We start from the raw sequence: 14,464 nt of genomic DNA, 5'->3' as shown, positions 1-14,464 counted from the left end.
AAGGGTATCACGATCAGGCGGATTTGGGTGCCCACAATGCATCGCTCATCTGATCGAGAATGGTGTCCAGTTGGTTGTCCAGCAGGCTGTTGAGCTTCTTCGTCCCGCCGTCGGCGGAGAACAGGTGGTTAACGAAGTTTTTATCCAGCACCACTTCATGCACCAGTTGTTTTGCCAGCCGCTCGAGCCAGCGTTTCTGCACGTTATTCCAGCTGTGCTGGGCATAGATTTTGTCCAGCGCCAGCTTAACGCGTTCCTCGAACGGAATAAGCGGTTCACCGAGCGCGGCCTGGCGGATATGTCCAATGATGGTGGCGGCGATATCCTGGCTGCTCTGGGTGCGTACCGCCGAGCGCAGGCTAGCCTCGCTGTAGCCCGCTTCATCCAGCAAAAGACGGATCTCTTTTAACTGCTCACGCGTCAGGTCGCGTGGACGGTTAATCACCACCGACAGCGCTGCGGACTGGTTGATTTGCGTGGAGATAAACTCATTAAAGCTTTGCAGGTAGTCGGCGGGTTTCTGGTAGCGCCCGTAGGTCTGCTCTTTGCTGATGAGTTCATCATCATGGTCTGAAATCACCGGGCGGTATTCGCTACCCAGCAGGGTACCAACATCGCTTAATTGACGAATCAGATTGCGATGCTGCTTGAGAAACGCCGAAGCTTGTTGCGGGCCAAGTTTATGCAGATGCTGGTGCAATTGCTTTGGCTCCATGCCCCAGAGTTCTTCCAGTTCATTAAGTTTTTGGCGGATTTCTGGGCGTTTTTCGGCCTTTTTCTCCGCTTTACGCAGGACGCGCATAATTTTCTGGCTGAGCTGATTGAGCAAGCTATCCGCCTGCGTTTCCGTTGGTCTATCGCCCGGATTGTTCAGCGCCGTTTCCAGTACATCGTCATTCGACAGCTCTTCCACCAGTTGCTCGATGCTGACGCCTGCGTTTTTCACCAGCGGTTTCATGGTGTTCACATCCTGAAGCGTCGCATAGATATCCACAGGATCGTGGATCCAGAAGACGGTTTTACCGATATCGTCGCAGCGACGGGTGGCGCGGCCAATCATCTGCTCGTACAGAATGCGTGATTTCACCCGACGCAGGAAAACCAGATGGGTAATTGCCGGAACGTCAATACCGGTGGTTAACAGATCCACGGTGATCCCAATGCTGGGGTAGCGTTCGTTTTTGAAACGCTTGATAAGCTTGCTGACCTGATCGCTCTTGCCGGTGATCTTCTCAATCGCGGCCTGATTAAAGTCGGGGTTAACCGCACCCATGGCCTCATCGAGAAGGCGCTTAACCATATCGGCGTGGGCGTCCGTGGCGCAGAAAATCAGTGTTTTTTCATCGCCGGAAGGGTCTATCTCTTTCGCCAGCTCTTCGCAGATTACCCGGTTGAAATCTTCGGTGATGACTTTACGGTTGAAGGCGTCGACGTCGAAATTCAGCTCGTCTTCCAGCTCGCTGGTATCGACTTCCCCTGTTTCTGCATCCACAGCACTGACGGTGTCGCCAGCCTCAAAGTGAATGCCGTATTTGCTGAGCTGGGTTTCATAGCGAACCGGGGGTTCGTGGTCAATCAGCCAGTCTTCCGCCACCGCTTCCCGGTAGGAGTAAACATATACAGGGTGACCAAAAATCTCACTGGTGTGTTTGGCCGGGGTGGCAGTCAGACCGATTTTTACGGCGTCAAAATAGTCGAGCACCCGACGATAGCTGGAGAGATATTGGGCGTTATCGCGGATAGAGAGTTCGCCCTCGGTCATCTCCTGATCCAGCGTGTAACCACGGTGCGCTTCGTCGATGATGATACAGTCGTAAGTATCTACCGAAGGCGGCGTGCCAGAACGATAGATGCGGCTGACCATGGATTGAACTGTGGCAACCTGTACGCGGGTTTCTGCTTCTGCCGCCATATCGCCCAGTTCGGCGACATTATAGATTTGTGAAAGCGTCTGGTTCTGTTCCAGTGAAGCCTCTTTAAAAGCATCCTGCGCCTGTTCACCGAGCGCAGAGCGGTCGACGAGAAAGAGGATCCGTTTAAAGCGTTCGGCCTTCAGGAAGCGGTAAATTAAGCCAATAATGGTACGTGTTTTGCCCGTCCCGGTCGCCATGGCCAGCAACGCTTCACGCGAGCCTTGTTCCAAAGCGGACTCGACGGCCTTAACCGCGTTGACCTGGTAATCACGCAAGCCAAGATAGCTAAACGGCTCCTGATGTAATTTGGCTTCTGCTTCCGCCCGGCTACGATGCAGGCGGTCCATCAGACCTTCTGGCGTAATAAAGCTTTCCAGCGGGTAGCGGGTATTGTCAGGCGAGCGAACATCGCGGAACCACGTGCCGGAATGTTCGGCGGACTGTTTGATATAAGGCCGACCGTTGCAGGAGAACACGAAAGGAATTTGATAAACGCTATTCACGCCATCTTCCCAGCCTTTGACGCGTCCTTCTTCAGACCAGGCGGGGATCATGGATGCGTCAAACTGAAAACCTTTGCTGTAGCGCTCGGCCTGAGGGATTTTCCCAGCAACATTTTCGTTTTTTCTTTTTGCTTCAACGGTTGCGACGGGGGTGAGCCCGCAGAAAAGAACGTAATCTGCTCTGCCATGTTCGTCATCGGCAAAGGTCGGCCATTCCGCAATGGCTTTGTTGACCCCTTTTTCAGGGCGGGAGCCTTTTTTCCAGGTGATTTCCTGAGTATCCGCCAGCCAACCCCATTCATTGAGCTGCTGGTCAATCAGGATCCGCGTCAGCTCTTCGGTAATGATGTGCTTGCGGGCATAGCTGGACTTGCGGCCAAACTCTTTACGCTGGGCCATAATGGCTTGCTGTGTTTGTTGAGCAAGCTGCGCCTGCAAGGCGGTGAGCTTCGCTTCATAATTTTGCTGGAGCGTTTGCAGATCCTGCTGGCTTATTTCCAGCAATTGCTGCTGTTCTCTGGCCTCAATATCCATCGCATGAGCCAGTTGTTCATATTCTTCTTTTTGCTGTTTAAGTAACGTCTGAAGCTGCTCGCTGGATTCCAGCTTTTGGTTCGCTGCCAATAAGGTTTGTTTGAGTTGTTCGATGGCAGATTGAGATTTATTGAGCTGTTCACTCGGGTCATGCGGCGGAACAAAAGGGCCGGGATTAAACTGACTACCTGCATCATCAAATGTCTGATGGAACCAGATTGCCAGGGCACGGGCGACTTTCAGCGCATCCATCGCTTCACGGTGACGGGTCTGGAACTGATGTGTCGCTTTATTACCTTCAATTCTCAGCGTATGAAATAACTGACGGATGGCAGGATCAAACTGTAATTCCCTGTCCAACCTGTAGAGCAACTCTTGCTGGTTTGGATTATCTTCCCGGCTAATATTCAACCGGGCAGCAATATTTTGCGCCAGCGCTTCACCAAACTGGCGTAGCTTCATTAGTGTGGTATTGGGATCGCTGGAGAATAGCCGTTCTGCGGTGGCGGTGATTTGAACCAATAGCGGATCGTATTCTGCCAGGAAATCAAAGTTTGTTGGCTGAGTTGGGCTGGCGGTTGTCAAAGATTGAGCTCCTTGCAGCGATCACCCGCAGCGTATTGCTGAAAATGCAAAGGGTGAAAAGGTTCGTTTTGCGAGACGTCTTCCAAAATCATAACGCTGCACGTTTTTTTATCAAGCGTTATAAGGGCAGGATGTTGTGCGTAACACTTTAAAAAGGCTAAAGAATGGGATTGATGAGTAATTTGTAGATTATGCTGCTGTATGAGTGCGGAGAAGAAGAGGACGCGACCTTACTGGCCGCGACCTTTCATGCTTATTACTCAATCTCCAGCTCATCAAATAGCTGTAAATCCACATCCAGCAATTCCACCGCGTTGCTGCGTCGAATGCCGACGTTGTTTTCAATCAACATTTCCAGCAGGCGATCGCCGTCAATCAGCGTGATAGGGGCGGCCTCCGGAAACAGCGCTGCTTCCGCGCATTTGGCGGCAAATTTGCCAGTAGTGATCAGCGTGCCGCGAATGGCTTTGTGGTAAGGCAGTGCGCCGCGTAGCTGGTCGATATACGGACGCGTGATGGTGTTCTGCATCCGTTTTACCTGCACCACTTCGGTGATGGTGGTAATGCCCACCTGTACCTGACCAATCACGTCCACGCCTTTATCGCCGGAGGCTTTGGTCACTTCAACCTGTTCGTAGCCCATGGCTTCCAGCAATTGCCCAACAAGATGCTCAAACTTGTACGGATTCATGGTGCTGATTTGTTCGCGCAGCAGCTCTTTTTGCTGCTCGTTGTAGCGCTTCACGGCTTCCAAAAGCTCTTTACGCGGATCGCTTTTTCGTGCCGGTAGCGCTTTTCCAAGCCAGACGCGTCCGGCATCGGTGATGCGATAGCTCATGCCTTCGCGGTTCACCATCTCACGGTCGATCAGGTTATACAGGCGAGAGTAGAGTGTGCTTTTTACTGAACTGGCAGAGGCGAATTTGGAGTGCTGGTGCAAAAAGGCCTGCCATTCGGGAAGTAAATCCGCGCGACGCGACATTTCCCGGCCTGCCAGTAGCTCCAGAAGCTGCAGGATGCCTTCCTGATCGTCTAATGAGCGCAATGTCTTTTCGTCATCATGCAGAAATTGTTGCCCACGAGGAGTGGGTTGCCAGGCATCATCTGGCGTGCTTTTCATCAGGTCAAACTGAGGATAGTTAAGGAATAAATAGCAGCCGTAGCTGTGGCGTGGGTTCAGAATATGGTTATCGGTATCCCAGATACGGCGGGCGATTTCGGCATCTTCACCTGACAAGCGCTCGCTGATCCATAGATCCGGTTCGGACCAGTCAACGGGTTGTTGCGGTGTTCCTGTTTGCTCGTGAATGGCAGTAATCATATCGCGCACGGCTATTCAGGGAATAGCCTGAAACGGCTTTCATCATCGCTTTTACCTGGGCGTAGGTCGGAAAAAGCGGGGTAATCACTTTGTAATTTTTCACGTTGGTCCCTTAACGAGTGCAATGGCAATAGCTTGCCATACCAGATGAAAAATTCCATGGGATGAATCACTTATCGGAATTAAAACTGCCTGTGCCGGATGGCGGCTGCGCCTTATCCGGCCTACAAAAAATCTACTTCTTCAACCCCGCAAATGCCGCTCTGATCTCGTCTTCCGGCAGATTAATGCCGATAAACACAAGCGTGCTGTGCGGTTGTTCGTCGCCCCACGGGCGGTCCCAGTCGGCGCTGTACAGGCGTTGCACGCCCTGGAACAGCAGGCGGTTTGGCTCGCCTTCAATCCACAGCATGCCTTTGTAGCGCAACAGCTTCTCGGCGGACTCCAGCAGCAGGTTCTCCATCACCCGGGAAACGTCGCTGATGTTTACCGGGTAATCCAGCTCGACGACGATCGAGGAGATATCGTTTTGCTTGTCGGCGATAAAGTGGAAGCGCGGTTTGGAGCTGACCACGTTCTCTTCCAGCATAAAACCGTTGGTATCGAACAGCAGCGAGAGATCGATATCGCCGTGCGTAACGGTATACACAGGGGCACGGGCATTGATGCGCGCTAAGCGCTCACGCAGCTTTTCGCTTTCTCCTGCGACATCGGTTTTGGTCAACAGGATGCGATCGGCATAGCCAACCTGCGACTGGGCAATAGTGAACTGGTTCATCTGCTCGTCGGCATGGACTGCATCAACCAGCGCAATCACGCCATCCAGCAGGTAGCGTTCGCAAATCACTTCATGGGAGAAAAAGGTCTGAATAATCGGGCCGGGATCGGCCATGCCGGTACACTCAATCACCAGGCGGTCAAAATTGATGGTGCCTTTATCGAGGTTGTCGAGCAGATCGAGCAGCGCGTCTTCCAGCTCGCTCGAACGGGTGCAGCAGATGCAGCCGTTGGTCAGGGTTTTGATCTGCGTGGCGCGATCGCCAATCAGCTGGTCGTCCACCGAGACTTCGCCGAATTCGTTTTCGATAACGGCAATTTTGTAACCGTGCTGCTCGTTGAGAATATGGCGCAGCAGGGTGGTTTTACCCGCGCCGAGAAAACCGGTAAGTAGGGTAACTGCAATCGGGGTCATTCATTTCTCCTTCTAACAGCAACTGCTTCCGCCGCTACCGTAGCGGGCTTCCTGGCGCTCGCGGAAGAATTCTTCGTAGGTCATGTACGGCTTATCGGGATGGTTGGTCTTCATGTGCTCGACGTAGTTGTCGTAGTCCGGAATACCAATCAGCATCTTCGCCGCCTGACCGAGATACTTCTTTGCCTGACCTAAAGTACCAAACATGAAACGCCCCGGATATATGTTGAGCTGGTAGATGCAGGCTATTTCACTTGCCATTTTGGCCGCGGGCAGTGCTCGCACAAAACGCGACGGCGTTTTGAACGCCCTTCAGGGCGGCCCGAAGGGGAGCGAAGCGAATCATCCTCACGTACTGCGTGTACGCCCCGGTTGCTGCGCGCTGTCCGCGGTCAAACTGACTGCGCCAATTACGCCTGCGGCACTAAGTGATATAGGCCGGGTAAGCGAAGCGCCACCCGGCATCAGTTTTAATGGTGTGAAGAGGTCTTCACGCCGCCTTCCGGCACCGGTACATACGGTGTCTCTTTATCAGAGCGACCGTTGATGGCGCGGGCTTTCTGCCAGGTACGGAACCCGTAGAAAATGATACTGTATACCACCACCAGGAACAGAATACTTAAGCCGGCGTTGGTGTAGTTGTTGATAACGATATGGTTCATATTGGCAATCTGCTGCGCGGTCAATTCGCCGCCGTTAGCAATCTTCTCTTTGTACTGACTTGCCATAAAGAAGAAGCCTTCCATCTGAGGGTTGGTGCTGAACAGTTTCAGACCCAGCGCCCAGGTGGTGCAGATCAGCAGCCATACTGCCGGAACCACGGTGACCCAGATGTATTTGGTGCGCTGCATTTTGACCAGCACCACGGTACCCAGAACCAGCGCCACGGCGGCCAGCATCTGGTTAGAGATACCGAACAGCGGCCACAGGCTCTTCACGCCGCCCAGCGGGTCAACCACGCCCTGATACAGCAGGTAACCCCACAGGCCTACGCAGCCCGCAGTACCCACGACGCCAGCAACCAGGGAGTCGGTTTTCTTCAGGAACGGGACGAAGTTACCCAGTAAATCTTGCAGCATGAAGCGGCCAGAACGGGTACCTGCATCCAGTGCGGTCAGGATAAACAGTGCTTCAAACAGAATACCGAAGTGATACCAGAAGCCCATGTCAGCCATCGGCAGCACTTTATGGAACACGTGAGCAATACCAACGGCCAGCGTTGGTGCGCCACCTGCGCGGTTCAGAACGGACGGCTCGCCGATGTCTTTCGCGGTTTGCAGGATCTGCTCAGGCGAAATCACAAAGCCCCATGAGCTGACGGTTGCTGCTGCGTGTGCGGTAACGTCTTTCAGCTGCGCCATAATCAGCGGCCCGTTCTCGCCACCCATTTCATGCAGGTTCGGCATGGTGATGCCAAGGCCCGCAGGCGGGGTGTTCATTGCGAAGTACAGACCTGGTTCGATGATGGAAGCTGCAACCAGCGCCATAATCGCCACGAAGGATTCCATCAGCATCGCGCCATAACCAATGAAACGCGCGTCGGTTTCACAGGCCAGCAGCTTCGGTGTAGTACCGGAGGCGATCAGCGCGTGGAAGCCAGACACCGCACCACAGGCGATGGTGATGAACAGGAACGGGAACAACGCACCTTTCCACAGCGGACCGGTACCGTCAATGTACTGGGTCATCGCCGGCATTTTCAGTTCCGGGTTGAGGATAACAATCCCCACCGCCAGACCGACGATAACGCCGATTTTCAGGAAGGTAGCCAGATAGTCGCGCGGGGCGAGGATCAGCCATACCGGCAGCAGCGCAGAGATAAATGCGTAGCCGATAAGCGTAAAGGTGATGGTGGTGTCTTTAAAGGTCAGCGCCGGGCCCCAGTACGGGTCGTGCGCAATCACGCCGCCGAAATAGATAGAAGCAACCAGCAGCACAATACCAATCACTGACACTTCGCCCACGCGTCCGGGGCGCAGGAATCGCATGTAGATCCCCATGAACAGCGCGATCGGTACGGTTGAGCAGACGGTGAACACACCCCACGGGCTTTCTGCCAGCGCTTTCACCACGATCAGCGCCAGCACTGCCAGGATGATGATCATGATTAAGAAGCAGCCGAACAGCGCAATGGTTCCCGGCACCGGGCCCATCTCTTCTTTGATCATCTCACCCAGAGACGCGCCGTTACGGCGAGAAGAGATGAACAGCACCATGAAGTCCTGCACCGCACCGGCCAGCACCACGCCCGCCAGCAGCCACAGCGTACCGGGCAGGTAGCCCATCTGCGCGGCCAGTACCGGTCCAACCAGCGGACCTGCACCTGCGATAGCGGCAAAGTGGTGACCGAATAATACGTTACGGTTGGTCGGGACGTAGTTCAGACCGTCGTTGTTGATGACCGCAGGCGTGGCACGCGTGGGGTCAAGTTTCATCACTTTCTGGGCGATGTACAGGCTGTAGTAACGATAGGCCACCAGATAAACGGAGACAGAGGCGACCACGATCCACAGGGCGCTGATGTGTTCACCCCGACGTAATGCCACTACCGAAAGGCAGAATGCACCGATGATTCCGAGAATCACCCAAGGTATGTGCTTGAATATCTTTTTCGTATCCATAGTAAAACCTAATAATTGGCCGAAGCCGCTGGGAGGTTGATCGTGTGTTTGAAGAGATAAATTGACTGCTATGTTGCAGAGGATCTTGCCAGACAATTACGCGCGTAAAGTAAGGTAAATAAGTGAGTGGTTGTATGTCAGCTTAAGCGGTCCCAAGTGTCAGCAAGCGGTTCCTGGGGCCGGTAAGTGGGGATGATTATGTGATTGAGATCACTAATAAACCCGTTTTGATCCCTGGCGAGTAGCGGGGATCGACGATTCGTCGATGCTGAGATCGATTCAGTTAGCACGAATTTCGTAAAGTTTTCCCTTTCCAGGCCGAAAATTCTGACATCTGTCTAGCGGAAAGAGAAAACATGTTAAAACGAATGAAGATTGTTACCAGCTTACTGCTGGTATTGGCGCTGTTTGGCCTTTTACAACTTGCCTCGGGCGGGTTGTTCTTTAACTCACTGAAGAATGACAAAGAGAATTTTACCGTTCTGCAAACCATTCGCCAGCAGCAGTCTGCGCTGAATGGGACCTGGGTTGAACTGCTGCAAACACGTAATACCCTTAACCGGGCGGGTATTCGCTACATGATGGATCAGAGCAATATTGGCAGCGGTGCGACCGTGGCGGAACTGATGCAGGTGGCGAGCACGGCGCTGAAACTGACGGAAAAGAACTGGGCAGTGTATGAATCGCTGCCACGCGATCCGCGTCAAAGCGAAGCCGCGTTTCAGGAGATCAATCGCACCTATGACATCTACCACGGTGCGCTGGCGGAGTTGATCCAGTTACTGGGTGACGGGAAGATCAACGCGTTCTTTGATCAACCGACGCAAAGCTACCAGGATGGTTTTGAGAAAGCCTATATCAGCTACATGCAACAGAACGATCGCCTGTACGACATCGCCGTTGCCGATAACAACAGCTCTTACAGCCAGGCGATGTGGGTGCTGGTGATTGTGCTGATCACCGTACTGGCGGCAATTATCGCGGTCTGGTTTGGCATCAAACTGACCCTTATCTCTCCGATGAACCGTTTGATCGACAGCATTCGCCATATTGCCAGCGGCGACCTGGTGAAGCGCATCGATGTGGAAGGCTCCAACGAGATTGGGCAACTGGCCGAAAGCCTGCGCCACATGCAGGGTGAGCTGATGAGCACCGTGGGTGATGTGCGTAACGGTGCCAACGCAATTTACAGCGGTGCCAGTGAAATCGCGATGGGCAATAACGATCTCTCTTCGCGTACCGAGCAGCAGGCGGCGTCTCTCGAGGAAACCGCAGCCAGCATGGAAGAGCTGACGGCAACCGTGAAGCAGAACGCCGAAAACGCGCGCCAGGCCAGCCATCTGGCGCTGAGTGCTTCTGAAACGGCGCAGAAAGGCGGTAAAGTGGTGGATAACGTGGTGCAAACCATGCGTGACATCGCCTCCAGTTCGCAGAAAATTGCCGATATTATTAGCGTTATCGACGGCATTGCTTTCCAGACTAACATTCTGGCGCTCAACGCCGCGGTAGAAGCGGCGCGTGCGGGTGAACAGGGCCGTGGTTTTGCCGTGGTTGCCGGTGAAGTCCGCAACCTGGCCCAGCGCAGTGCGCAGGCCGCGCGCGAGATCAAGAGTCTGATTGAAGATTCGGTCAGTCGTGTGGATGTCGGTTCAACGCTGGTTGAAAGTGCCGGTGAAACCATGGATGAGATCGTTAATGCGGTGACCCGCGTGACCGATATCATGGGCGAAATCGCCTCCGCTTCTGATGAACAGAGCCGCGGTATTGATCAGGTCGGTCTGGCCGTTGCCGAGATGGATCGCGTAACGCAGCAAAACGCCTCGCTGGTGGAAGAGTCGGCTGCTGCCGCTGCGGCGCTGGAAGAACAGGCCAGCCGTCTGACCCAGGCCGTTGCCGTGTTCCGTATTCAGCACGATCAAAAGCGCGCGCGCGACGTCGCTGCAGCAAAACCGGTATCAGCATCAACCCAGCCGCGTAAAGCTGCGGTGACAGATACTGGTGAGAACTGGGAAACGTTTTAAGTCTGTGATGCCGGATGGCGCTGTCGCGTATCCGGCCTACGGGAAAGAGTATTGTAGCCCGGTCTGGCGTTGCTGCCATCGGGCTACAAAGGATTACTCCTGACGCGGGTCGCTGATGGGCTGGCGGACCAGGAAGATATAAGCGAACGCCCCGACCATCGTCACGCAGCCACAGATAATCAGTGCCAGACGGAAAGAGTTGGTGGTATCAACAATGAATCCGGTGACGATCGGTGCGAACGACGCACAGATAAAGCTGGCAAAGTTCTGGATACTGCCCACGGAGGCGGTCATGCGCGAAGCCACCGCAACGTGGATCAGACCCCAGCAGGACGTTCCGGCGAAGTGGATACAGAACAGCGCCATCCCAATCAGTAACACTGCGGCCATCGACGTTGTCGCCTGCGGGACTACGAAGGTGAATGCAGCAGAACAGAACATCCCGGCAATAATACAAATCTTACGACTCTTAATTGGCGCCATGCCGCCTTTCACCAGCCAGTCGGTGGCAAAACCGTTAATCAACATGCCGGCTGCGCCAAACAGGAACGGGATCGCCGCCATTAATCCGGTGCTTTTTAAATCCAGATTGTAGGACGTTTGCAGATAACCCGGCAGCCAGGCCAGATACAACCATGCGGTGTAGTTGATGCCGCTAAAGCCCAGCATCATGCCCCACATGGTACGGTTGCGGAACAGGCTGCGCCATTCGGCAAAACTCAGCGGATCGCGGCGGGCATTGACGCTACCGGCGTTCAGGTATGCCTGTTCAGTGGCGCTCAGTTCAATCTGCTCACGGTTGCGATACAGCATATACCAGCCGATGGCGAGGAAAATGCCCAGCACACCAATGGTAATGAACATCCCGCGCCAGCCCATCACCAGCATCATGGCAGCCAAAATTGGCGGGCTAATGGCGACACCGATGGTCGAGGCGGCGTTGAATAATCCCATCGGGCGACCGCGTTCTTTGATGTTAAACCAGTCGTTGATCACCTTCACGCCGCACGGGTTCATTGGCGCTTCACCAATTCCCATCCCGATACGTACCAGCACAAACTGAGTGAAGGTGTGCACCATGCCGGACATCGCCTGAAACAGCGACCAGAAGAACATGCCAAGCCCCAGCATAATACGTGGGCCTTTACGATCCAGCAGCGGGCCGCAGGGCAGTTGTGCAATGCCGTAAGCGAGAGAGAACACAGACAGCAGGATGCCGATTTGTGTGGCGCTTAGCCCCAGTTCTTCACGAATCGTTAAGTTTGCTACCGACAGTGAACTGCGGTCGAGATAATTAATGACCGCAGCAAAAAATAATAAAATCATTGCTGTGGTCTGAATGCGCTTTATTCGACTGCTGCGTTGCACCATGCCGTCTGGCGGAACATTAATATCCGCAGATGACGAGGTGCCAAACGAAGAACTCGGGTCGAGGGTAATATTATTTTTTTCCACGCCGGACTCCTGAACCTCAATAATTTATTTTTACACAGCGCCAGGCCATGCTGTATTGAAAAAATACCAGTGATAAATCAATTTATTCATCACCGCTCACAAAAGTTTTTAATGCAGTCGACTTAGCGTGAGCATAGGCAAGAGGTTTTTTTCTGGCGTTTTTATTTTTATAAAATCGTGCTCCCGGTAGTGGTTTACTGTTTTTTATCCGTTCTTAATGCGTGCTGTCACTGGTTTGGTTAATGGAGCGAATCATCGATTGTTTGGCTGAATTCAAATGGTTACACAGTGCCAGGGTGGCATCCAGGTCGCTGCGGCAGATCAGTGCGCTGAGAATGGTCATATGTTCATCAATGGCAATGATATTGCGCTGCTTGAGATCGCTTTCGTCCCACTGATAGTGGAAGTGGAAAATGACAGAGATGATTTCAAGTGATTGATTAAAAAATATATTATCAGCGGCGGAGAGCAGCAGAGCGTGGAACTCTCGATCTAATTGCGAGAACATACGAAAGCTACTGCCGATGCTGTCGCGCAGCGTCCGGTGGCGCTCAAGCAGCGTTTTGGCCTGCAGCCAGCGTGGGTCGTCGTCGGGCAGGTTCAGGAAATGCTGCAGGGAATGCGTTTCCAACATTTCTCGCAGTTCAAACAACTGCTCGGCGTAGGCCTGATCAAACTGCTTCATGCTCCACTGACCGCGTTTTTCGTTTTTAATCAGATTGTAACGTTCGAATTTTAAAAGATATTCCCGCACAACGACCGGACTGACGCCCGCCGTTCTGGCAAGCTGCAACTCGGAGAAACTCTCACCCGCACGCAGCTGGCGCTGGTTAATCATGGTGAAAAAGGCCTGCTCAAAAATGCGATTTTGCTCGGTCATTGAGGCCGCGGTGCAGTCAAAGCCGTCGTCATGATCGGGTTTACGTACGATCACGTAGTGGCTGCCCACCTGCGTTAACACACCGCACTCACCTAAATGGCTCAACATATGGCGTACGGTGGTGCGACTGATGTTGTACATCTCTGCCAGCGCGCTTTGCGAGGGGAGAGGAGAAGGAATATGACCCCGTGCCATGTCATCAATTATCTGGTTGATCACATTATGGCGCAGGTTCTGTGAACGGCTCATGGTGTCTCCTTTTTTGCCCATTAAAACCCGATTTAAAACATTTTTATGCGGTGGATTTCACAGATTATGTTTCTGCTTGCGCCGGTATTTTTATTTTCATCAATATCTGAGGCAACAAAAAACAGGAGAGCAGAATCATGTCTACGATGAATACGCTAATTTGCCAGGAACCTAAAAAATTAGTCTGGAAAGAACGTAACATACCTATTCCGGGTAATGGCGAAGCATTAATAAAAATAAAATCCGTCGGGATTTGTGGCACCGATATTCATGCCTGGGGCGGCAATCAACCTTTTTTCAGCTATCCGAGAGTGTTAGGCCATGAAATATGTGGAGAAGTTGTCGAGCTAGGTGAAAATATACAGGATCTGAAAACAGGTCAGCAGGTTGCGGTTATTCCTTACGTGGCATGTCAGCAGTGTCCGGCGTGTCTGAGTGGGCGCACCAACTGCTGCGAGAAGATTTCGGTGATTGGTGTGCATCAGGATGGTGGTTTCAGTGAATACCTGTCCGTACCGGCGACGAACCTGCTGGATGCGCAGGGCATTGACCCGCAGGCGGCGGCGCTGATCGAACCGTACGCCATCAGCGCACATGCGGTGCGCCGGGCAGCCGTGGCGCCTGGTGAGCAGGTGCTGGTGGTGGGGGCGGGGCCGATTGGCCTTGGCGCGGCAGCGATTGCTAAAGCCGATGGTGCTCAGGTGGTGGTGGCGGATACCAGCCCTGCGCGCCGGGAGCATGTGGTCTCCCGGCTGGCACTTCCGGTTGTCGATCCCTCTGCTGAAGATTTTGACGCGCAGCTACGCGCGCAGTTTGACGGTTCGCTGGCGCAAAAAGTCATTGATGCGACGGGGAATCAGCATGCGATGAATAACACGGTGAATTTGATTCGCCACGGCGGCAGCATTGTGTTTGTTGGGTTGTTCAAAGGTGACTTGCAGTTCTCTGACCCCGAGTTCCACAAGAAAGAGACCACCATGATGGGCAGTCGCAACGCTACGCCGGAAGACTTCGCCAAAGTTGGTCGCCTGATGTCTGAGGGCAAACTGACAGCGGATATGATGCTTACGCACCGTTATGCGTTTGCCCAGCTTGCAGAAATCTACGAGCGGGATGTGATTAACAACCGTGAGCTGATTAAAGGCGTGATCACGTTCTGATAAGGTTGCCATGCAGCGCCCGGGGGTGTG

Annotated in this window: 8 protein-coding genes and 1 pseudogene; 2 read left to right on the top strand and 7 right to left on the bottom strand. The window is 53.4% G+C overall.

From position 1 onward, the window contains the following. Window positions 1–13 precede the first annotated feature (13 nt). The 5 genes and pseudogenes from hsdR to btsT form a co-directional block, all read right to left on the bottom strand. Window positions 14–3,535, bottom strand: coding sequence for a type I restriction-modification system endonuclease (gene hsdR / locus JQ822_RS18225; protein WP_213134640.1), 3,522 nt, complete (start codon window positions 3,533–3,535; stop codon window positions 14–16). 256 nt (window positions 3,536–3,791) lie between these two features. Next, window positions 3,792–4,959 (bottom strand): annotated as a pseudogene (locus JQ822_RS18220) (restriction endonuclease). 132 nt (window positions 4,960–5,091) lie between these two features. After that, window positions 5,092–6,048, bottom strand: coding sequence for a GTPase (gene yjiA, locus JQ822_RS18215; protein WP_213134639.1), 957 nt, complete (start codon window positions 6,046–6,048; stop codon window positions 5,092–5,094). Between the two features lie 12 nt (window positions 6,049–6,060). Continuing rightward, window positions 6,061–6,255, bottom strand: coding sequence for a YbdD/YjiX family protein (locus JQ822_RS18210; RefSeq protein WP_003830038.1), 195 nt, complete (start codon window positions 6,253–6,255; stop codon window positions 6,061–6,063). Window positions 6,256–6,518: 263 nt separating this feature from the next. Next, entirely contained in the window at window positions 6,519–8,669 is a 2,151-nt protein-coding gene (gene btsT, locus JQ822_RS18205) for a carbon starvation CstA family protein (RefSeq protein ID WP_213134638.1), read from the bottom strand. Window positions 8,670–9,025: 356 nt separating this feature from the next. On the opposite strand from btsT, the gene tsr reads away from it, so the two are divergent. Further along, window positions 9,026–10,690, top strand: coding sequence for a methyl-accepting chemotaxis protein (tsr, locus tag JQ822_RS18200; RefSeq protein ID WP_213134637.1), 1,665 nt, complete (start codon window positions 9,026–9,028; stop codon window positions 10,688–10,690). 93 nt (window positions 10,691–10,783) lie between these two features. Here tsr and JQ822_RS18195 read toward each other — a convergent pair whose 3' ends face one another. Next, the gene (locus JQ822_RS18195; RefSeq protein ID WP_213134636.1) at window positions 10,784–12,145 is read right to left on the bottom strand and encodes an MFS transporter; all 1,362 of its coding nucleotides are present in this window, start codon (window positions 12,143–12,145) and stop codon (window positions 10,784–10,786) included. A gap of 214 nt (window positions 12,146–12,359) precedes the next feature. Beyond that, on the bottom strand, window positions 12,360–13,274 hold the full coding sequence (locus JQ822_RS18190) for a GntR family transcriptional regulator (protein ID WP_213134635.1): 915 nt from the start codon (window positions 13,272–13,274) through the stop codon (window positions 12,360–12,362). A 137-nt stretch (window positions 13,275–13,411) separates the two neighbouring features. On the opposite strand from JQ822_RS18190, the gene JQ822_RS18185 reads away from it, so the two are divergent. Then, window positions 13,412–14,434: a zinc-binding alcohol dehydrogenase family protein gene (locus JQ822_RS18185; RefSeq protein WP_213134634.1), complete on the top strand. Its 1,023-nt coding sequence runs from the start codon at window positions 13,412–13,414 to the stop codon at window positions 14,432–14,434. Window positions 14,435–14,464 lie beyond the last annotated feature (30 nt).

The organism is Citrobacter sp. FP75 (assembly GCF_018342065.1).
GTDB lineage: Bacteria > Pseudomonadota > Gammaproteobacteria > Enterobacterales > Enterobacteriaceae > Citrobacter.
The sequence above is the reverse complement of the archived record's forward strand: the minus strand, read 5'-3'. Positions and strand labels throughout refer to the sequence as shown.

Bases quoted from the DNA above. Each gene is read 5' to 3' on its own strand.
- yjiA (WP_213134639.1), bottom strand. From the start codon at position 6,048: ATGACCCCGATTGCAGTTACCCTACTTACCGGTTTTCTCGGCGCGGGT.
- JQ822_RS18210 (WP_003830038.1), bottom strand. From the start codon at position 6,255: ATGTTTGGTACTTTAGGTCAGGCAAAGAAGTATCTCGGTCAGGCGGCG.
- btsT (WP_213134638.1), bottom strand. From the start codon at position 8,669: ATGGATACGAAAAAGATATTCAAGCACATACCTTGGGTGATTCTCGGA.
- tsr (WP_213134637.1), top strand. From the start codon at position 9,026: ATGTTAAAACGAATGAAGATTGTTACCAGCTTACTGCTGGTATTGGCG.
- JQ822_RS18190 (WP_213134635.1), bottom strand. From the start codon at position 13,274: ATGAGCCGTTCACAGAACCTGCGCCATAATGTGATCAACCAGATAATT.
- JQ822_RS18185 (WP_213134634.1), top strand. From the start codon at position 13,412: ATGTCTACGATGAATACGCTAATTTGCCAGGAACCTAAAAAATTAGTC.